At 71.8% G+C, this 19,151-nt stretch carries 18 protein-coding genes and 1 riboswitch; of the genes, 10 read left to right on the top strand and 8 right to left on the bottom strand.

Annotation, left to right across the window (positions count from 1 at the left end; genetic code table 11):
* Window positions 1-48: 48 nt before the first annotated feature.
* The 3 genes from pyrH to ABZT03_RS07730 all read left to right on the top strand — a co-directional run bounded on the left by pyrH (window position 49) and on the right by ABZT03_RS07730 (window position 2,767).
* Entirely contained in the window at window positions 49-807 is a 759-nt protein-coding gene (gene pyrH, locus ABZT03_RS07740) for a UMP kinase (protein WP_356034972.1), read from the top strand.
* Window positions 808-998: 191 nt separating this feature from the next.
* Window positions 999-1,556, top strand: coding sequence for a ribosome recycling factor (frr, locus tag ABZT03_RS07735; RefSeq protein ID WP_356034969.1), 558 nt, complete (start codon window positions 999-1,001; stop codon window positions 1,554-1,556).
* Window positions 1,556-2,767: a phosphatidate cytidylyltransferase gene (locus ABZT03_RS07730; protein WP_356034967.1), complete on the top strand. Its 1,212-nt coding sequence runs from the start codon at window positions 1,556-1,558 to the stop codon at window positions 2,765-2,767. The genes frr and ABZT03_RS07730 overlap by 1 nt, the downstream gene beginning before the upstream one ends.
* A gap of 98 nt (window positions 2,768-2,865) precedes the next feature.
* Here ABZT03_RS07730 and ABZT03_RS07725 read toward each other — a convergent pair whose 3' ends face one another.
* Window positions 2,866-3,270, bottom strand: a complete 405-nt coding sequence (locus tag ABZT03_RS07725; RefSeq protein WP_356034964.1) for a hypothetical protein — start codon at window positions 3,268-3,270, stop codon at window positions 2,866-2,868.
* Between the two features lie 293 nt (window positions 3,271-3,563).
* On the opposite strand from ABZT03_RS07725, the gene ABZT03_RS07720 reads away from it, so the two are divergent.
* From ABZT03_RS07720 to ABZT03_RS07695, 6 genes are all read left to right on the top strand, one after another.
* Entirely contained in the window at window positions 3,564-4,181 is a 618-nt protein-coding gene (locus ABZT03_RS07720) for an RNA polymerase sigma factor (protein ID WP_356034962.1), read from the top strand.
* Window positions 4,174-5,109, top strand: a complete 936-nt coding sequence (locus ABZT03_RS07715; RefSeq protein ID WP_356034959.1) for a CU044_5270 family protein — start codon at window positions 4,174-4,176, stop codon at window positions 5,107-5,109. The genes ABZT03_RS07720 and ABZT03_RS07715 overlap by 8 nt, the downstream gene beginning before the upstream one ends.
* 231 nt (window positions 5,110-5,340) lie before the next feature.
* Entirely contained in the window at window positions 5,341-6,447 is a 1,107-nt protein-coding gene (gene rlmN / locus ABZT03_RS07710; RefSeq protein WP_356034957.1) for a 23S rRNA (adenine(2503)-C(2))-methyltransferase RlmN, read from the top strand.
* Between the two features lie 35 nt (window positions 6,448-6,482).
* Window positions 6,483-6,588, top strand: a riboswitch (TPP riboswitch).
* Between the two features lie 75 nt (window positions 6,589-6,663).
* Window positions 6,664-7,761: a thiamine ABC transporter substrate-binding protein gene (locus ABZT03_RS07705; protein WP_356034954.1), complete on the top strand. Its 1,098-nt coding sequence runs from the start codon at window positions 6,664-6,666 to the stop codon at window positions 7,759-7,761.
* Window positions 7,737-9,410 (top strand): iron ABC transporter permease, encoded by a 1,674-nt coding sequence (locus tag ABZT03_RS07700; RefSeq protein ID WP_356034951.1) that lies wholly within the window; start codon window positions 7,737-7,739, stop codon window positions 9,408-9,410. Before ABZT03_RS07705 ends, ABZT03_RS07700 begins: the two co-directional genes overlap by 25 nt.
* Entirely contained in the window at window positions 9,410-10,429 is a 1,020-nt protein-coding gene (locus tag ABZT03_RS07695) for an ABC transporter ATP-binding protein (protein WP_356034948.1), read from the top strand. The genes ABZT03_RS07700 and ABZT03_RS07695 overlap by 1 nt, the downstream gene beginning before the upstream one ends.
* A gap of 69 nt (window positions 10,430-10,498) precedes the next feature.
* Here the strand turns inward: ABZT03_RS07695 and ABZT03_RS07690 are convergent, their stop codons facing one another.
* From ABZT03_RS07690 to ABZT03_RS07660, 7 genes are all read right to left on the bottom strand, one after another.
* Window positions 10,499-11,200: an LAETG motif-containing sortase-dependent surface protein gene (locus tag ABZT03_RS07690; protein WP_356034945.1), complete on the bottom strand. Its 702-nt coding sequence runs from the start codon at window positions 11,198-11,200 to the stop codon at window positions 10,499-10,501.
* Window positions 11,201-11,360: 160 nt separating this feature from the next.
* Complete coding sequence (locus ABZT03_RS07685) at window positions 11,361-12,512, bottom strand: Rossmann fold nucleotide-binding protein (protein WP_356034943.1); 1,152 nt, start codon at window positions 12,510-12,512, stop codon at window positions 11,361-11,363.
* Between the two features lie 37 nt (window positions 12,513-12,549).
* Entirely contained in the window at window positions 12,550-12,957 is a 408-nt protein-coding gene (locus ABZT03_RS07680) for a VOC family protein (RefSeq protein WP_356034940.1), read from the bottom strand.
* 94 nt (window positions 12,958-13,051) lie between these two features.
* Window positions 13,052-14,449, bottom strand: coding sequence for a hypothetical protein (locus ABZT03_RS07675; RefSeq protein ID WP_356034937.1), 1,398 nt, complete (start codon window positions 14,447-14,449; stop codon window positions 13,052-13,054).
* Window positions 14,431-15,171, bottom strand: a complete 741-nt coding sequence (locus tag ABZT03_RS07670) for an ATP-binding cassette domain-containing protein (protein WP_356034934.1) — start codon at window positions 15,169-15,171, stop codon at window positions 14,431-14,433. Before ABZT03_RS07670 ends, ABZT03_RS07675 begins: the two co-directional genes overlap by 19 nt.
* A gap of 255 nt (window positions 15,172-15,426) precedes the next feature.
* Complete coding sequence (locus ABZT03_RS07665) at window positions 15,427-16,809, bottom strand: aspartate aminotransferase family protein (RefSeq protein ID WP_356034932.1); 1,383 nt, start codon at window positions 16,807-16,809, stop codon at window positions 15,427-15,429.
* Entirely contained in the window at window positions 16,794-17,294 is a 501-nt protein-coding gene (locus tag ABZT03_RS07660; protein WP_356034929.1) for an Lrp/AsnC family transcriptional regulator, read from the bottom strand. The genes ABZT03_RS07665 and ABZT03_RS07660 overlap by 16 nt, the downstream gene beginning before the upstream one ends.
* A gap of 226 nt (window positions 17,295-17,520) precedes the next feature.
* Between ABZT03_RS07660 and ABZT03_RS07655 the strand changes: the two genes are divergently transcribed.
* The gene (locus tag ABZT03_RS07655; RefSeq protein ID WP_356034926.1) at window positions 17,521-18,969 is read left to right on the top strand and encodes a gamma-aminobutyraldehyde dehydrogenase; all 1,449 of its coding nucleotides are present in this window, start codon (window positions 17,521-17,523) and stop codon (window positions 18,967-18,969) included.
* The last annotated feature ends 182 nt before the right edge of the window (window positions 18,970-19,151 follow it).

Below are 19,151 nucleotides of genomic sequence, written 5' to 3'. Positions count from 1 at the left end.
CCCCACCGGCAATGGCCTTCTTCGTATGTGCACCATGAGGAGAACGCCATGACCACCAAGGCCCAGAAGAGCGACGACGGCAAAGTACGCGGCCGGTTTCTGCTGAAGCTGTCCGGAGAGGCCTTCTCCGGTGGCGGGGGCCTGGGCGTGGACCCCGACGTGGTGCACAAGATCGCCCGCGAGATCGCGGCCGTCGTGCGGGACGGCGCGGAGATCGCGGTCGTCATCGGCGGCGGCAACTTCTTCCGCGGTGCCGAACTCCAGCAGCGCGGCATGGACCGGGCCCGCTCCGACTACATGGGCATGCTCGGCACGGTGATGAACTGCCTCGCCCTCCAGGACTTCCTGGAGAAGGAGGGCATCGACAGCCGGGTGCAGACCGCCATCACCATGGGCCAGGTCGCCGAGCCGTACATCCCGCTGCGTGCCGTGCGCCACCTGGAGAAGGGCCGCGTCGTCATCTTCGGTGCCGGCATGGGCATGCCCTACTTCTCCACCGACACCACCGCCGCCCAGCGCGCCCTGGAGATCGACGCCGAGGCCCTGCTGATGGGCAAGAACGGTGTGGACGGGGTCTACGACTCCGACCCGAAGACCAACCCGGAAGCCGTCAAGTTCGACTCGCTCAGCTACGGCGAGGTCATCACCCGCGACCTCAAGGTCGCCGACATGACCGCCATCACGCTGTGCCGTGACAACAAGCTGTCGATCCTGGTCTTCGAGCTTCTGGCGGAGGGCAATATCGCCCGCGCCGTCAGGGGTGAGAAGATCGGCACGCTTGTGGGTGACCAGGGCAGCCGGGACTGACCGGTGCACCACCCCGTCCGCCCTGCGACACCTGTCCGTGGCGCAACACCAGGACGGCGGACGGACCCTGACCGGGGGATGGACAATGTCCTGACGGTCGGGAACCGTGCAGGAAGAAGACGCGACGCAGCCGGCCGCCGCCCCGTAGCGGAACCGCAGCCGGGCCTACTCAAGACACGCAGGAGCAAGTGGTGATCGAAGAGACCCTCCTCGAGGCCGAGGAGAAGATGGAGAAGGCCGTCGTGGTCGCCAAGGAGGACTTCGCCGCGATCCGCACCGGCCGTGCGCACCCGGCGATGTTCAACAAGATCGTGGCCGACTACTACGGTGCGCCGACGCCGATCAACCAGCTGGCCTCGTTCTCCGTGCCGGAGCCGCGCATGGCGGTCGTGACCCCGTTCGACAAGAGCGCGCTGCGCAACATCGAGCAGGCGATCCGCGACTCGGACCTCGGCGTCAACCCGAGCAACGACGGCAACATCATCCGGGTGGTGTTCCCCGAGCTCACCGAGGAGCGCCGCCGCGACTACATCAAGGTCGCCAAGAGCAAGGGCGAGGACGCCAAGGTGTCCATCCGCGCCGTGCGCCGCAAGGCCAAGGACGCCATCGACAAGCTGATCAAGGACGGCGAGGTCGGCGAGGACGAGGGCCGCCGCGCGGAGAAGGAGCTCGACGACACCACCGCGAAGTACGTCGCCCAGGTGGACGAGCTGCTCAAGCACAAGGAATCGGAGCTGCTCGAGGTCTGATGAACGACTCTTCCTGGGGAGCGCCGCCACAAGCCGGGTACTGGGGGCCGTCCGAGCGGGGGCCTGTCCAGGGGGCCGCCCCGGCGGGTCCCGCATACGATGCGCATGACGCGCAGCACACTCGCCCCATGCCCATCGTGCCCGACGTACCCGCGACCGGCGGGAACCAGGATGACGATCGGGGGGCCGCTCGGCTGAGCGGCCCCTTGTTCCGCGACGAACCGCCGCGGCCGCGGCCGTACGACTCACAGCGGACTCCGTCGTACGACCCGCCGCAGGCCCACTCCCACGGGCCCTACGACACGCCGCAGGCGCAGCCCTACGGGGCGGTGCCGCAGAATCCGGAGCCCATGCCCGACGCCTCGCAGCCGGCGCCCGCACCCGCGCCGCAGAAGAAGAGCGCGGGCCGGGACCTGGGCGCGGCCATAGGCGTCGGGGTCGGACTCGGCGCGGTGATCGTCGCGTCCCTGTTCGTGGTGAAGGCCGTGTTCGTCGGTGTGATCGCGGTCGCCGTCGTGGTGGGACTCTGGGAGCTCACCAGCCGGCTGGAGGAGCGCAAGGGCATCAAGGCGCCCCTCGTCCCGCTCGCGGTCGGCGGCGCGGCGATGGTGGTCGCCGGTTACGTGCGCGGCGCCGAGGGCGCCTGGGTGGCGATGGCGCTCACCGCCCTTGCCGTCCTGGTGTGGCGGATGACGGAGCCGCCGGAGGGCTACCTCAAGGACGTCACGGCGGGCGTCTTCGCGGCCTTCTACGTCCCCTTCCTCGCCACCTTCGTCGCGATGATGCTGACGGCCGACGACGGACCGTGGCGTGTCCTGACGTTCCTGCTGCTCACGGTGGTCAGCGACACCGGCGCCTACGCCGTCGGCTGGCGCTTCGGCAAGCACAAGCTGGCCCCGCGCATCAGCCCCGGCAAGACCCGCGAGGGCCTGGTCGGCGCGGTCGCGTTCGCGATGGTGGCGGGTGCGCTGTGCCTGCAGTTCCTCATCGACGACGGTGCCTGGTGGCAGGGTCTGGTGCTGGGCCTCGCGGTCGCGGCCAGCGCCACCCTCGGGGACCTCGGCGAGTCGATGATCAAGCGGGACCTCGGCATCAAGGACATGGGCACGCTGCTGCCGGGACACGGCGGCATCATGGACCGCCTGGACTCCCTGCTGCCCACGGCGCCGGTGGTGTGGCTGCTGCTGGTGCTGTTCGTCGGCTCCGGCTGACGGTCCCGCCGGCCGTCCGCGTACGCGTGCGGGAGCCCCCGCCCTCGTCCCGAGGGCGGGGGCTCCCGCGTCTCACGCACAGGTACGGGTGGCACCCGTCACGACGTGCAGACGTCCCGGAGCTCGTCGGCCGCGGCGTCGACCTTGCCGGAGCCGGGCTTCTCGCCGTTCAGGACGGCCCTGTCGTAGTCCGAGATCGCCCGGTCGAGGTCCTTGACGGCCCGGTCGGCCTCATCGCTTCCCGCACCGTCGTTCGCGGCGTCGATCCTGGCCGGATTCTCCCGGATGGTGGCGATGGACCCGCCGGTCCTCGACGGGTCGCGGGCCGCGTCCAGCCCGGCCTCGCGCATGGCCTTCAGGCTGTCGGCGATCGTGCGGTGATCGGCGCCGCAGTCCAGCGAGGTGTCGGCGCCCTCGCAGCCGGTGGTCAGCCCGACGATCGGTCCTACGGCGGCCACGGCGGTGGTCAGGGCGGCGATACGGCGTCGGCGGTTCGCGGCCATGGGTGTTCCCTTTCTCAGGGCGGATGGGGCGGATGGGGCGGATGGGGCGGATGGGGCGGACGGGGCGGACGGGGCGGATGGGCGGTGGACGGGCCGCGCCGGTGGAACGCCCCACGGCTTTGACGATCCGGCCCCCGCCCCCGCCACCACGAGGGGCCGGCCTCCCGGACCGGGGGTGTAGCCGGCTGCACCACCGCCCCGCCCCCCTGTCGGGGAACCCGATCGCGGCGAGCGGCGAAGTACGGGTGTGAGCCCGAGAAGCAAAGCGTTCGAACCGGCGAAAGGAGGCCCCGATGACCGTCGAACCCGGCGTCAGGCTGGGGCAGGACAGTGACGCCTCGATGGTCGAACGGTCGTGGGAGCAGCCCGAGGTGTTCGCCGTGCTGTTCGACCGCCATGCCGACGCCGTCCACCGCTACGCGGCGCGCCGGCTCGGCGCGGAAGCAGGCGAGGACGTCATGGCGGAGACGTTCACCACCGCGTTCCAGCAGCGGTTCCGGTACAACACGGAGCTGGCCGACGCCCGCCCCTGGCTGTTCGGCATCGCCACCAACCTCGTGGGCCGCCACCGGCGCGCCGAGGCCCGCCGGCTCAGGGCGCTCGCACGACTGCCGACGGCCGCCCCCGGCGCCCAGGCCGAGGAGACGGTCGCGGACCGGGTGGCGGCGCGGGTCAGCGCACACGCGGTGCGTACTGAACTCGCCGGTGCGCTGGCCCGGTTGCCCGCCCGGCACCGGGACGTGCTGCTGCTGGTCGCCTGGGGCGGCCTCGGCTACGAGGAGGTCGCCCGTGCCCTCGGCGTGCCGGTGGGGACGGTCCGGTCACGGCTGCACCGGGCTCGCAGACATGTCCGTGAGGCATTGGGTGGATCCGATCCGACCGCTCTCCGAGAGGAACCCGACGATGAATGAGATCGAACTGCTCAGGGAATGGGACGCGGACGTCCCGCCGCTCGCGGACAATGCCCGGGTCCGCACACGCGCCCGCCTCCACCAGGTGATGGTGGCGCCCGCCGCCCCGACGGTCGTCGCCCGCCGTCCGCTGCTGCGGATCGGGGTGGCCTGCGTCGCCGCCGCGGCGGTCACCGCGACCGTGGTGGTCGCGCGGGACACGGGGTCCTCGCCGCAGGTGCGGACGGTGAGCGCGAGCACCGTGCTGCGCGGGGCGGCGGCCGAGGAGCGCCGGCTGGAGAAGCCGCTCGAGCCGCGTGACGACCAGTTCGTCTACACGAAGGAGGTCATCAGGGAGACCCCGGCCGGAGGGGGCTCCACCAGGACGTACGTCGACGAGAGCTGGAGTTCGGTCGACGGCTCCCAGAGGTCCTACGTCAGCGAACTGGGCCGCGCCCAGTGGGTCCCGGTGGACCAGCCCGGGCAGAGCAGCTGGCCGCCCAGAAGGTGGTCGGAGCTGAAGCGGCTGCCCACCGACCCGGACAGGCTGACGGTCACCCTGCGCGACATGGGGGGGAAACCGGACTTCGGCCGGCCGACGAGGGCCGACGAGTGGCCGATGATCCATGTCTTCCTCTCCGGCCTGCTCCGCGCGCCCGTGCTGCCGAAGGGTCTGCGCCCCGCGGCGTTCGAGGCGCTGGCCACGGTGCCGGGGATCAAGGTGCTGCCGGGCCGGACGGACGGCGGGGGCCGGGCGGGCATCGGCGTCCAGTACGTCGGCGGGCCCGGTACTCCCTGGGCGGACGGTGGGCCGGTCCTGGTCTTCGACGCGAGGACCTACCGGTACCTGGGGATGCACGACCGGCGCACAGCGGGGAGCGAGACGTACGAACAGTGGTCGTACGTGGCCGCCGACGCCGTCGTCGACCGGGTGCGGCAACGCCCCTGACCGACCGCGCCCGCACCGCACGGCGCCCGGCATGACACCGGGCGCCGTGCGTTTCCGTGGCGGAGGGCGTGGGCGTGGATCGCGGTGTGCTCGGGCCGCCCTCCGGGCCGTCTGTGCACCGCCTCCGGGTCGCCACCGGATTCCGGCGACGAACCCGTATGACCAGCCGCGATCACCCCCGGCCGCCGGGCCCCCGGGGCACCCCGTTCGATCTGCGACACTGGTACGGCCATGCCTAAGCCCGGAGAACTCACATTCGTCGCCCCCCGCGGAGCCCAGAAGCCGCCGCGGCACCTTGCTGATCTCACGCCCGCCGAGCGCAAGGAAGCCGTCGCCGCCATCGGCGAGAAGCCGTTTCGCGCCAAGCAGCTGTCGCAGCACTACTTCGCGCGGTACGCGCACGACCCGGAGCAGTGGACCGACATCCCGGCCGGCTCGCGCGGCAAGCTGCGGGAGGCGTTGCTGCCGGAGCTGATGTCGGTCGTGCGGCATCTGTCGACCGACCAGGACACCACCCGCAAGACGCTGTGGAAGCTGTTCGACGGGACGCTCGTCGAGTCGGTGCTCATGCGCTACCCGGACCGGGTCACCATGTGCATCAGCTCCCAGGCGGGCTGCGGGATGAACTGCCCGTTCTGCGCGACGGGGCAGGCGGGGCTCGACCGGAACCTGTCCACCGCCGAGATCGTGCACCAGATCGTGGACGGCATGCGGGCCCTGCGCGAGGGCGAGATCCCCGGCGGCCCGGCGCGGCTGTCCAACATCGTGTTCATGGGCATGGGCGAGCCCCTCGCCAACTACAACAGGGTGGTCGGCTCGATCCGCCGGCTCACCGACCCCGAGCCCGACGGGCTGGGGCTGTCCCAGCGCGGGATCACCGTCTCGACGGTCGGGCTCGTCCCGGCGATCCACCGTTTCGCCGACGAGGGCTTCAAGTGCCGGCTCGCGATCTCGCTGCACGCGCCGGACGACGAGCTGCGCGACACCCTCGTCCCCGTGAACACGCGGTGGAAGGTGCGCGAGGTGCTGGACGCCGGATGGGAGTACGCCGCCAAGTCGGGGCGCCGGCTGTCCATCGAGTACGCGCTGATCCGGGACATCAACGACCAGGCGTGGCGCGGTGACCGGCTCGGCCGGCTGCTCAAGGGCAAGCCGGTGCACGTCAACCTCATCCCGCTGAACCCGACTCCGGGGTCCAAGTGGACCGCCTCGCGGCCCGAGGACGAGAAGGCGTTCGTCGAGGCGATCGCCGGGCACGGTGTACCGGTGACCGTCCGGGACACCCGTGGTCAGGAGATCGACGGGGCGTGCGGTCAGCTCGCCGCGACCGAGCGGTAGTCTGAGCGGGTCAGGACAACTTCATACTCATCTTCATATTCCGACAGGGGAGCGCCACAGCGCTGAGAGTGCGGGACAGACCGCAGACCCTCTGAACCTCGCCCAGGTCATTCTGGGTAGGAAGTTCGGTCATCACTCAAGCTGTTGCGCCCTGCCCGCGACCTTCTGCCGGTCCGGGCGGGGCCGCGTCTCTTCCTGGTCAGCCAGGAGGAATCAGTGAGCACCACAGGGAAGTTCACGGCCGCGGCCGTCGGGCTGGGCCTCGCCGCGCTGCCCGCGCTCACCGCCTGCGGGTCGTCGTCCGGTTCGGGCGACAGCGGCTCGGGCTCCGGGTCCCACACCGTGACGCTCGTCAGCCACGACTCGTGGGCCGTCTCCAAGAGCGTCCTCGCGGACTTCGAGAAGCGGTCCGGCTACACCGTGCGCGTCCTCAAGGACGGCGACGCCGGGCAGGCCGTCAACAAGGCGATCCTCACCAAGGACCACCCGCAGGGCGACGTCTTCTTCGGCGTCGACAACACGCTGCTGTCGCGGGCGCTCGACAACGGCCTGTTCCAGCCTTACGAGGCGAAGGGCGCCGGCCAGGTCAAGGCGGAGTACCGCGTCGACGGGGACAAGCACCGGGTCACGCCCATCGACACCGGCGACATCTGCGTCAACTATGACAAGGGCTGGTTCAGCGCGCACAAGCTGACGCCGCCCGCCTCCTTCGCCGACCTGGTCAAGCCGGCGTACAAGAACCTCCTCGTCACCGAGAACGCCTCCACCTCCTCACCCGGCCTCGGCTTCCTGCTCGGCACCGCCGCCTCCTACGGCGACGGCGGCTGGGAGGGGTACTGGAAGAAGCTGAAGGCCAACGGCGTCAAGGTCGTCGACGGCTGGGAGCAGGCCTACAACGAGGAGTTCTCCGGCTCGGCCGGCGGAAAGAAGGCCAAGGCCGACCGGCCGCTGGTGGTGTCCTACGCCTCCTCGCCGCCCGCCGAGGTCATCTACGCCGACCCCCGGCCCGCCACCGCGCCGACCGGAGTCGCGGCCGGCACCTGCTTCCGCCAGACCGAGTACGCGGGGCTGCTGAGCAACGCGGGCAACACCAAGGGCGGCAAGGCGCTCCTCGACTTCCTGCTCACCGAGGAGTTCCAGGAGGACATGCCGCTCAACATGTTCGTCTACCCCGTGCGGGAGGGCGCCCGGGTGCCGGCGGAGTTCACCAAGTACGGTCCGCAGGCCGCGCACCCCGAGACCATGGACCCGGCCGCCATCGCCGGCCACCGCGACCAGTGGGTCAAGTCGTGGACCTCACTCGTACTGAAGTAGCCAGGGCCGCCGCCGCCCGGCGCGGGAGCGCGGCCCGGCTCGGCCTCATGGTCGTGCCGGTCGCGTTCTTCGCGGTCTTCTTCGCCTACCCCGTCGCCGCGATCGTCGCGCGCGGCCTGCACGTCGGCGGGGTGTGGCGGCTCGGCCGCGTCGGGGACGTACTGGCGCAGCCCGACATCCGGCACGTCCTGTGGTTCACCACCTGGCAGGCGCTCGCCTCCACCGCGCTCACCCTGCTGGTCGCGCTGCCCGGCGCGTACGTCTTCGCCCGCCTCGACTTCCCCGGCAAGCAGGTGCTGCGGGCCGTGGTGACCGTGCCGTTCGTGCTGCCCACGGTCGTCGTCGGTACGGCGTTCCTGGCGCTCGTCGGCCGCGGCGGACTGCTGGACGAGCTGTGGGGCGTACGGCTGGACACCACCGTGTGGGCGATCCTGCTCGCGCACGTCTTCTTCAACTACGCGGTCGTCGTACGGACCGTCGGCGGGCTGTGGGCGCAGCTCGACCCGCGGCAGGAGGAGGCGGCGCGGATGCTCGGCGCCTCACGGGCGGCGGCCTGGCGGCGGGTGACCCTGCCGGCGCTCGGGCCCGCCGTGGCCGCCGCCGCGCTCATGGTGTTCCTGTTCACCTTCACGTCCTTCGGCGTGGTGCAGATCCTCGGCGGGCCCACCTTCTCGACGCTGGAGGTGGAGATCTACCGGCAGACCTCGGAGATCTTCGACCTGTCCACGGCCGCCGTGCTGACACTGATCCAGTTCGCGGCGGTGGGCGCCGTCCTCGCCCTGCACGCCTGGACCGTACGGCGGCGGGAGACGGCCCTGCGGCTGGTGGACGCCTCGCTGACCGCGCGCCGGCCGCGCGGGGCCGGACAGTGGGCGCTGCTCGGTGGCGTCCTCGTGTCCGTCGCCGCCTTGCTGGTGCTGCCGCTGGCCGTACTGGTGCGGCGCTCCCTCGACGCACCGGACTTCGGCTACTACCGGGCGCTGACCAGCGACGACGGCGGGCTCTTCCTCGTCGCCCCGATCGAGGCGATCGGCAACTCGCTGGAGTACGCCGCCGTCGCCACCGCGATCGCCGTGCTGGTCGGCGCGCTCGCCGCCGTCGCGCTGACCCGGCGGGACGCGGGCCGGCTCGTGCGGGGGTTCGACGCGCTGCTGATGCTGCCGCTCGGGGTGTCGGCGGTGACCGTCGGCTTCGGCTTCCTGATCGCGCTCGACGAGCCCCCCCTCGACCTGCGGTCGTCGTGGATCCTGGTGCCGCTCGCGCAGGCGCTGGTCGGGGTCCCCTTCGTCGTACGGACCATGCTGCCCGTGCTGCGGGCCGTGGACGGGCGGCTGCGGGAGGCGGCGGCGGTGCTCGGGGCGTCGCCGTGGCGGGTGTGGCGCGAGGTCGACCTGCCGATGGTGCGGCGGGCGCTGCTGATCGCCGCCGGGTTCGCGTTCGCGGTGTCGCTCGGGGAGTTCGGGGCGACGGTGTTCATCGCGCGGCCCGACAACCCCACGCTGCCGGTCGCGGTGGCGCGGCTGCTGGGCCGGGCCGGTGAACTCAACTACGGGCAGGCGATGGCCCTTTCGACGATTCTGATGGTGGTGTGCGCGGTGGCGCTGCTGGTGCTGGAGCGGCTGCGGACCGACCGGACGGGGGAGTTCTGATGCTGCTGGGGCTCGAGGACGCGACCGTGCGGTTCGGCGGGCGGGCGGTGCTGGACGCCGTCGGCCTGGGGGTCGCCGAGCACGAGGTCGTCTGCGTGCTCGGGCCCAGCGGCAGCGGGAAGTCGACGCTGCTGCGGGCGGTCGCGGGACTGCAACCCCTGGACTGCGGGCGGGTGGTGCTCGACGGGCGGGACCAGACGGGTGTGCCCGCGCACCGGCGGGGTGTCGGCCTGATGTTCCAGGACCACCAGTTGTTCCCGCAGCGGGACGTGGCCGGCAACGTCGCGTTCGGACTGCGCATGCACCGGGCGCCGAAGGGCGAACAGCGGGCGCGGGTGGAGGAGTTGCTGGACCTGGTCGGGCTGCCGGGGGCCGGCCCGCGGGCCGTCGCCTCCCTGTCCGGCGGGGAACAGCAGCGCGTGGCGCTGGCCCGGGCCCTCGCGCCCCGGCCCCGGTTGCTGATGCTGGACGAGCCGCTCGGGCAGCTCGACCGCTCGCTGCGGGAGCGCCTGGTGGTCGAACTGCGCGACCTCTTCGCCGCGTTGGGCACGACGGTGCTGGCGGTGACGCACGACCAGGGTGAGGCGTTCGCGCTGGCCGACCGGGTGGTGGTGATGCGGGACGGCCGGATCGCCCAGTCCGGGACGCCCCTCGAGGTCTGGCAACGGCCCGCCGACGAGTTCGTGGCCCGCTTCCTCGGCTTCGACAACGTGGTCGAGGCGACGGTTGCCGGCGAGGTGGCCGGGACCCCCTGGGGCAAGCTGCCGGCCCCGGCGGACGCGCCGCAGGGCCCCCACACCCTGCTGGTGCGCCCCGCGGGCGTACGGCTGGTCCCGCCGGGCGAGGGCCTGCCCTGTACGGTGACCGCCCGCACGTTCAGGGGCACCCATGTCGCCGTCCGTCTGCGCCCGAAGGACGCGCCCCCGCTGGAGGCGGCCTGCCCGCTGCGCACGGCACCGGAGGTCGGCGACCCGGTCGGAGTGGAGTTCGACCCGACGGAGATCGTCGTCCTCGGCTGACGGCCGAGAGTCCGGCAGCCGAACGGCCCGCCCCCGGTGTGGGGGCGGGCCGTCGCGGTGTGGCCTGGGTCAGCGGGAGGTGCCGCGCCGGCGGAGGCCGAAGAAGACCGCGCCGCCGCCGAGGGCGACGAGGGCGATCGCGATACCGGCGATCAGGCCGGTGTTGGAGTTCGCACCGGTCTCGGCGAGGTGGGAGTCACCGGCCGCGGGCGACGGGGCGTTGCTGGAGGTGTCGGCGGGGGCGGTGCTCCCGCTCTCCGACGCCGACGGGGTCGGCGACTTCGACTCCCCGGCCGGGGTCGACGCGGACTCCGACGGCGACGGCTTGCCCGTCGGGGTCGGGGTCGGGGTCGGGGTGCCGGTCTCCTCCGCCTCGCAGGCGGTGGACGGGGTGGTCAGGTTCGGACTGATGTCCTTGTCGACCTGCTTGCCGGCGAGGACGTGGATGCGGTAGACCGCGTTCGGCTTCCAGTTCTCGGTGAAGGTGATGGTGACACCCTCACGCGAGCCCTTGATCTCCTGCTCGCCCACCTTCTTCACGTCGGCGCCGTTGTTCTCGAGGAACACGGTGACGGTGGCGGGGGTGCGGGAGGCGTCCTTGTCGGTGACGGTGATGACACCGTTGGCGCCGTCGCACGTGGCTTCGGCGGAGAACTCACTGATGTTGCAGGCGAGCGCCTGTCCGGCGACACCGAGCGCGAGCGCGGCCGAGGCGGAGGCGACACCGAGGATGCGCACGGAACGACGTGCGGTGCGACGAGTTATGGACACGTTTGCCCTTCACGGGATGCGCAACTGAGGGGGGTCTCAGGGGGAGATGACGCGGCTTGAGGTGAGGCGTCACCACCCCCAGCAGTCTCACAGGTCTATAAGCGTTCCATAAGCAATGTCAACGAATATGCCGCTCAAGTGCCCTGGCTTTGCCTGCTTATTAACCACCGAGACGTTTCAACGCCTCGGGCGCCTCCTCGATTCGGTCAACGAGGGCGATACGGGACTCCATCGCCCGCTCCCGGGCCAGCGCCCGCAGAAGCGGCCACGCGGGCAGCCGTTCCGTCCAGTGCGCACGGTCGACGAGGACCATCGGAGTCGGCTCGCCGCGCGACTCGTAGTAGTTCGGCGTCGCGTTGTCGAAGATCTCCTGCACGGTGCCGGCGGCGCCCGGCAGGAAGACCACACCGGCGTTGGACCGGGCCAGCAGGCCGTCCTCGCGGGTGGCGTTGGCGAAGTACTTGGCGATGTCGGAGGCGAAGGCGTTCGGCGGCTCGTGGCCGTAGAACCAGGTGGGGATGCCCACCGAGGAGCCACCGCCCGGCCATTGGGCGCGGACGTCGAAGGCGGCGCGCGCCCAGTCGGAGACCGACGGACGGAACGAAGGTGCCTTGGCCAGCAGTTGGAGGGCGTCGCGCAGCATGCCCTCCTCGAACGGGGCCGCGTACGCGCCGAGGTTCGCCGCCTCCATGGCGCCGGGACCACCCCCGGTGGCCACCGTGAAGCCGGAGCGGGCCAGTTCACGGCCGAGCCGGGCGGCGCCCGCGTACTCCCGCGTGCCGCGCTCCATCGCGTGCCCGCCCATGACGCCCACCACCCGCGCGCCGGCGAGGAGTTCGTCGAGCGCGTCGGAGACGGCGTCGTCGTGGATCGAGCGGAGCATGGACGAGAAGATGTCGCCGTCCGCCTTGGTCCGCTGGAACCAGGCGTACGCCAGCGCGTCCGGGGTCGCCTCGTACCCCTGGTCGAGCGAGGCGAACAACTCGTCGGGGGAGTACACGAAGCCGCGGTACGGGTCGAACGGCAGCCCCGGGACGGGCGGGAAGACCAGGGCGCCGGCGGCGCGGGTGCGGGCCGCCGCCTCGGGGTCCATCGGGCAGCCGAGGAAGACGGCGCCCGTGACGTCCACGGTGAGCAGGACGTCCGTACGGTCCGTCAGGTCGACGGCCTGCACGCGGTGGTGGGTGAGCGAGCGGTGCGCGGAGACGACCTCGTCGAACTCGGCGAGGGACTCGATCTCGCGGTCGCGCGAGCCGGCGTGCGGCTCGGCGAGCTGGAAGGGATGGGCCGGCTGGGCGGGTGTCGGATGCACCCGCCCATGCTAGGCACCGGCGGTCGACCGGGTGGCCTCAGCGCTGAACCGCCGCCGGGTCCATCCACATGATCTCCCAGGTGTGGCCGTCCGGGTCGTCGAAGGCGCGCCCGTACATGAAGCCGTGGTCCTGGGCCTCGCCGCCGGCCGAACCGCCCGCCGCGATCGCCCGGTCGCAGAGCTCGTCGACCTTCTCGCGGCTCTCGGCGCTGAGGCACAGCAGCACCTCGCTGGTCCTCGTCGGGTCCGCGATCTCCTTCTTGGTGAAGTCCGCGTAGCGCTGCTTGTCCATAAGCATCGCGACGATGGTGTCGCTGATCACCACGCTGGCGCAGTTCTCGTCGCTGAACTGCGCGTTGATCGTGTAACCGAGTTCCGTGAAGAACTTCTTCGAGGCGGCGACGTCGTTCACGGCCAGGTTCACGAAGATCATCTGCTGGTACATGCGGTCTCTCCCGTCAGGTGCGTGCTGTTCGGTGGGGTAGACCGGGGGCCGGCCCGGGACTCATCGCCGTCCGCGGGTCTTTTCGCCGAAAGTCTCAGCGGGCCAGCGGAAGCGCCGCGAGCTGGGCGACGGCCAGGGTGAGCGGGACGAACAGCGCGAGCAGGGCGCCGGCGCGCAGGGCGGCGGCGCCGCGCAGCATCGTGGCCGGTGCGCCGAGCCTCAGCAGGGCAGCCGTGGTGTCGGCGCGGGCGTGCTTGGCCTCGACGGCGGCGGTGAACAGGGTGGCGACGGCGCAGCCGCTGACCACGAGCGCGCCGAGGGTGCTCAGCGGGCCGAACGACGGGCCCTCGGCCAGCGCGCCCGCCGCGTACGCCGCGGAGGCCACCGCGCACACGACGCCGAGCGGGCGGCCGATCCGGCCGGCCTCCGCCATCAGCACCCGGCCGGCCAGCAGCCGCAGTGGACCGGGACCGGCGACCTGGAGGAGGTGGCCGCACAGATGGGTGAGGCCGGGGCCCGCCAGGGCGAGGCCCAGGGTGGCGAGGACCCAGCCGGCGAGGACGCCGACCGGTCCGGCGGTGAGGCCGCCGGGCATGCTCAGGCCGGAGCCGCCGGACCGGCCCGCGTACGACTCGACGGCGAGACCGGCGGCGAGGACGGCGACGCCCCAGGGCAGCCCGCCGGGCGCCTCGCGGGGGGCGGCCGTCCCGTCGGCGTCCGGCTCGGCCGGAGCCGGGGTGGTGTCCGCGGTCGCGGCGAGCGTCGTGTGCGGGGAGCCGTCCGGTCCGGGGCGGGGTGCCGGCCCCCCGGTCCGGTCGCCGGTCGCCGGGCGGGCCCGGAGCCTCGCGCCGAACCTGCCGTACGCCCCGAAAGTCTCCCGTGCCGGCGACTGCCCGTACGCGCCGAACCGGCCGTACCCGCGCCCCGTGACCCGTCGGGCCGAGCCGGGGGCGTTGTCGTCCCGCGCCCCCGCGGACCGCGTCTCCCGCGGGCGCAGGGTCACGGCCACCGCCGCCGAGGCGATCACCGGTGCCAGGCCCAGCAGAGTGAGGGCCGCCGGCAGGGGCAGCGGCACGTCGGCCGCCAGGAATCCCGCCGCCGCCCCGTCGAACGGCATCCCCGTCAGGTCGCCGCGCAGGTGCAGGAAGACGAGGAGGGCCAGCATCGAGCCGAGCGTGCAGGACAGCGCGGTCGTCGTGGCGGAGACCGCCATCAGCCGGGCGGGGCCCAGTCCGATCGCCGACAGCCCGGGGCGCGGCCTGGTGGCCGGGTCGGTGCGGGCGACGGCCACCGCGAGGTACACCGTGGCGGCCAGCGGTGTCAGGCACCAGGCCAGCCGCAGCAGCGCGCCGGCGGTGGCCTCCGGGTGACTCATCGCGTGCCCGAGGGTGCACAGGAACAGGAAGCCGGTGCCCGCCGACGCCGCCGCCACCAGCAGCCGGCGCAGCTGTACGGCGGGACGGGCGCCGCGCGTCAGACGGAGAGCGAGCACGCGGCCCGGCCTTCCGCCTCGGCGACCGGCGGCAGGTGCACGGTGTGCACGCGCCGTCCGTCGAGCAGCGAGACCGTGCGGTCGGCGAGGGCGGCGGTCTCCGGGTCGTGGGTGGCGAGGACGACCGTGATGCCGTGCGAGCGAGCCGCCGTGGTGAGGGTGCGCAGGACGTGGGCGCGGTCGGCGCGGTGCAGGGGCGCCGTCGGCTCGTCGGCGAACAGGACCGAGGGGGCGGGGGCGAGGGCGCGGGCGATGCAGACGCGCTGCCGTTCCGCCTGGAGCAGTTCGTGCGGGCGTTTGCGGGTGCTGTCGCCGATGTCGAGGCGCTCCAGCCACTCGATGGCGGCCGTCCGGGCGCGGCGCCTGCTGGTGCCGCGCAGCATCAGGGGCAGCGCCGCGTTCTCCCAGACGTTCAGCTCGGGGACCAGCACGGGGGCCGGGTCGATCCAGCCGAAGCGGTCGCGGCGCAGCCGTTCCCGGGTCAGCGGCCCCATCGTGTGCACGGGCACGCTGTTGAACCAGACCTCGCCGCGCTGAGTCGGGGTCAGACCCGCCAGGCACTGCAGCAGGGTCGTCTTGCCGCTGCCGCGCGGCCCGCTGACGGCGAGGATCTCGCCGACCCGGACGCCGAGGGAGACGCCGGTGAGTCCGGGCGATCCGTCCTGGTGCCGGAAGTGCAGGGCGCGTGCCCACAGCACGTCGTTGTCGGGCGGGGCCTCCATGTGCGTACACCTCGTTCTGATCCGTTTTTCCCTGCCTTGTCCCCCGTGCGGGGGAACGAAGACAGGGCCGATCGGTCACTCGGCACGCTAGGCAGTACGCGGGGGGAGGCCGGACAGCACACGGCCCCGGGCGGCCCATTCTCACTCGAATGGGCGGCACCGGGGCCGGTGTTGATCACAGGATCGGAAAGATCCGGGGCGCCGGGGGGCCCGTGCGGGTGACGGGAACCCGGTGGCCTGGCGAAGATCTGACGATCAGAGTTTCGTCCACGCCTCCGTCAGCGTGGCGCGCAGGATCTGCTCGATCTCGTCGAAGGTCTCCTGGTTGGAGATCAGCGGCGGGGCGAGCTGGACGACCGGGTCGCCGCGGTCGTCGGCACGGCAGTACAGGCCGTTGTCGTAGAGCGCCTTGGAGAGGAAGCCGTACAGGACGCGCTCGGTCTCCTCGTCGTTGAACGACTCCTTGGTGGCCTTGTCCTTCACCAGCTCGATGCCGTAGAAGAAGCCGTTGCCGCGGACGTCGCCGACGATCGGCAGGTCGTGCAGCTTCTCCAGGGTGGAGCGGAACGCGCCCTCGTTGTCGAGCACGTGCTGGTTGAGGCCCTCGCGCTCGAACAGGTCGAGGTTGGCCAGGCCCACGGCCGCGGACACCGGGTGTCCGCCGAAGGTGTAGCCGTGCAGGAAGGTGTTGTCGCCCTTGTAGAACGGCTCGGCCAGGCGGTCGGAGATGATGCAGGCGCCGATCGGGGAGTAGCCCGAGGTCATGCCTTTGGCGCAGGTGATCATGTCCGGCACGTAGTCGAACTTGTCGCAGGCGAACATCGTGCCCAGGCGGCCGAAGGCGCAGATGACCTCGTCGGACACCAGCAGCACGTCGTACTGGTCGCAGATCTCGCGCACCCGCCGGAAGTAGCCGGGCGGCGGCGGGAAGCAGCCGCCGGCGTTCTGGACCGGCTCCAGGAAGACCGCGGCGACGGTCTCCGGGCCCTCCATGAGGATCTGCTGCTCGATCTGGTCGGCGGCCCAGCGGCCGAACGCCTCCGGGTCGTCGCCGAAGAGCGGGGCGCGGTAGATGTTGGTGTTCGGGACCTTGTGCGCGCCCGGCACCAGCGGCTCGAAGGGGGCCTTGAGGGCCGGCAGACCCGTGATGGACAGGGCGCCCTGCGGAGTGCCGTGGTAGGCGACCGCGCGGGAGATGACCTTGTACTTGGTGGGCTTGCCCTGGAGCTTGAAGTACTGCTTGGCGAGCTTCCAGGCGGTCTCGACCGCCTCACCGCCGCCGGTGGTGAAGAAGACCTTGTTCAGGTCGCCCGGAGCGTGGTCCGCGAGACGCTCGGCGAGCTCCACGGCCTTCGGGTGGGCGTAGGACCACACGGGGAAGAACGCCAGCTCCTGCGCCTGCTTGAACGCCGCCTCGGCGAGCTCCACGCGGCCGTGGCCGGCCTGGACCACGAACAGACCGGCGAGACCGTCGAGGTAGCGCTTGCCCTTGTCGTCGTAGATGTAGGTGCCCTCGCCCCGGACGATGGTCGGGACGGGGGAGTTCTCGTACGAGGACATGCGGGTGAAGTGCATCCACAGGTGGTCGTACGCGGTTCGGCTGAGGTCCTTGGAGCTCACGGTTATCGGGTTCCCCACATGTAGGTCTGCTTCTTGAGCTTGAGGTAGACGAAGCTCTCGGTGGAGCGCACGCCGGGCAGTGCCCGGATGCGTTTGTTGATGACGTCCAGGAGGTGGTCGTCGTCCTCGCAGACGACCTCCACCATGAGGTCGAAGGACCCCGCGGTCATCACCACGTACTCGCACTCGGGCATGGCGGTCAGCGCCTCGGCCGCGGACTCCACGTCGCCCTCGACGTGGATGCCGACCATCGCCTGCCGGCGGAAGCCCACGGTGAGCGGGTCCGTCACGGCGACGATCTGCATCACGCCCTGGTCGAGCAGCTTCTGCACGCGCTGGCGCACGGCCGCCTCGGACAGGCCGACGGCCTTGCCGATCGCGGCGTACGGCCGGCGGCCGTCCTCCTGGAGCTGCTCGATGATGGCGAGGGAGACGGAGTCCAGCTGGGGACTGCCGTTCCTGGACTCGCGGGAGTCCCTGGGGTCTGCGCTTCGACTGGCCACGGGCCTCACTGTGCACGACGTCTCGACAGTTCCGCAAGGCCGCACCAATGAAATTCGTTGTTTACGTGACCGAGACCTGCGGATTTCGCAGCGAGGTGGTGAGCGGGGGTGTTGAAAACGCGGGCCTGCCGATTAGGGTGGGTGTCTCAGTGAGTGGACACTCCCCGTGAGTGGACACGGATCACATGGACACCCCCAGCAGTCAGAAACCGACAGGAGGCCGGCAGTGAGCACCGAGCTGCGTCGTCTGCGCAACTACATCGACGGTGAGTTCCGGGACGCCGCCGACGGACGGACCACCGAGGTCGTCAACCCCGCCACCGGCGAGGCGTACGCGACCGCCCCGCTGTCCGGACAGGCGGACGTGGACGCCGCCATGGCCGCTGCGGCCGCCGCCTTCCCCGGCTGGCGCGACGCGACCCCGGCCGAGCGGCAGAAGGCCCTCCTGAAGATCGCGGACGCCTTCGAGGAGCGCGCCGAGGAACTCATCGCGGCGGAGGTGGAGAACACGGGCAAGCCGATCGGGCTGACCCGCTCCGAGGAGATCCCGCCGATGGTCGACCAGATCCGCTTCTTCGCGGGTGCGGCCCGGATGCTCGAGGGGCGCAGCGCCGGCGAGTACATGGAGGGGCTCACCTCGATCGTCCGCCGTGAGCCGGTCGGCGTCTGCGCGCAGGTCGCGCCGTGGAACTACCCGATGATGATGGCCGTGTGGAAGTTCGCGCCGGCGATCGCGGCCGGCAACACGGTCGTCCTGAAGCCCTCGGACACCACGCCCGCCTCGACCGTCCTGATCGCCGACATCGTCGGCTCGATCCTGCCCAAGGGCGTCTTCAACGTCGTCACCGGCGACCGGGACACCGGCCGCCTCATGGTCGAGCACCCGACCCCGGCGATGGCCTCCATCACCGGCTCGGTGCGCGCGGGCATGTCCGTCGCCGAGTCCGCGTCGAAGGACCTCAAGCGGGTCCACCTGGAGCTCGGCGGCAAGGCGCCGGTCGTCGTGTTCGGGGACCTCGACAGCGCGGCCATCGCCAAGGCCGTCGAGGACATCTCCGTCGCGGGCTTCTTCAACGCCGGTCAGGACTGCACGGCGGCCACCCGCGTGCTGGTCCAGGAGGCCATCCACGACGAGTTCGTCGCCGCGCTGGCCAAGGCCGCCGCCGAGGCGAAGACCGGGCAGCCGGACGACGAGGACGTGCTCTTCGGCCCGCTGAACAACCCCAACCAGCTCCAGCAGGTGAGCGGCTTCATCGAGCGGCTGCCCGCCCACGCCAAGGTCGAGGCGGGCGGCCAGCGGGTCGGTGACAAGGGCTACTTCTACGCGGCGACCGTCGTCTCCGGGCTGAAGCAGGACGACGAGATCATCCAGAAGGAGGTCTTCGGCCCGGTCATCACCGTGCAGTCCTTCACCGACGAGGACCAGGCCGTCGAGTGGGCCAACGGCGTCGACTACGCCCTCGCCTCCTCGGTGTGGACCAAGGACCACGGCCGTGCGATGCGGATGTCCAAGCGGCTCGACTTCGGCTGTGTGTGGATCAACACCCACATCCCGCTGGTCGCCGAGATGCCGCACGGCGGCTTCAAGAAGTCCGGCTACGGCAAGGACCTCTCGGGCTACGGCTTCGAGGACTACACGCGGATCAAGCACGTCATGACCTCGCTCGACGCGTAGCGCTCCACCGGGCCGGCCGCGGTCCGGGTGCGGCGTCACGCCGCCGCGTGCGTTCGGCCCTCGGTCCCTCGACCGGGGGCCGTTCGCCGTTCTCCGCGGCGCCGGTGATCGACAGGGTGTCGGGTGCGGCCGGTTCTGCTCGACGCAGCGTCGATTGTCCGGCGCCCGGCTCCCCGGCAAGC

Source organism: Streptomyces sp. NPDC005574 (genome assembly GCF_040605435.1).
GTDB lineage: Bacteria > Actinomycetota > Actinomycetes > Streptomycetales > Streptomycetaceae > Streptomyces.
The sequence above is the reverse complement of the archived record's forward strand: the minus strand, read 5'-3'. Positions and strand labels throughout refer to the sequence as shown.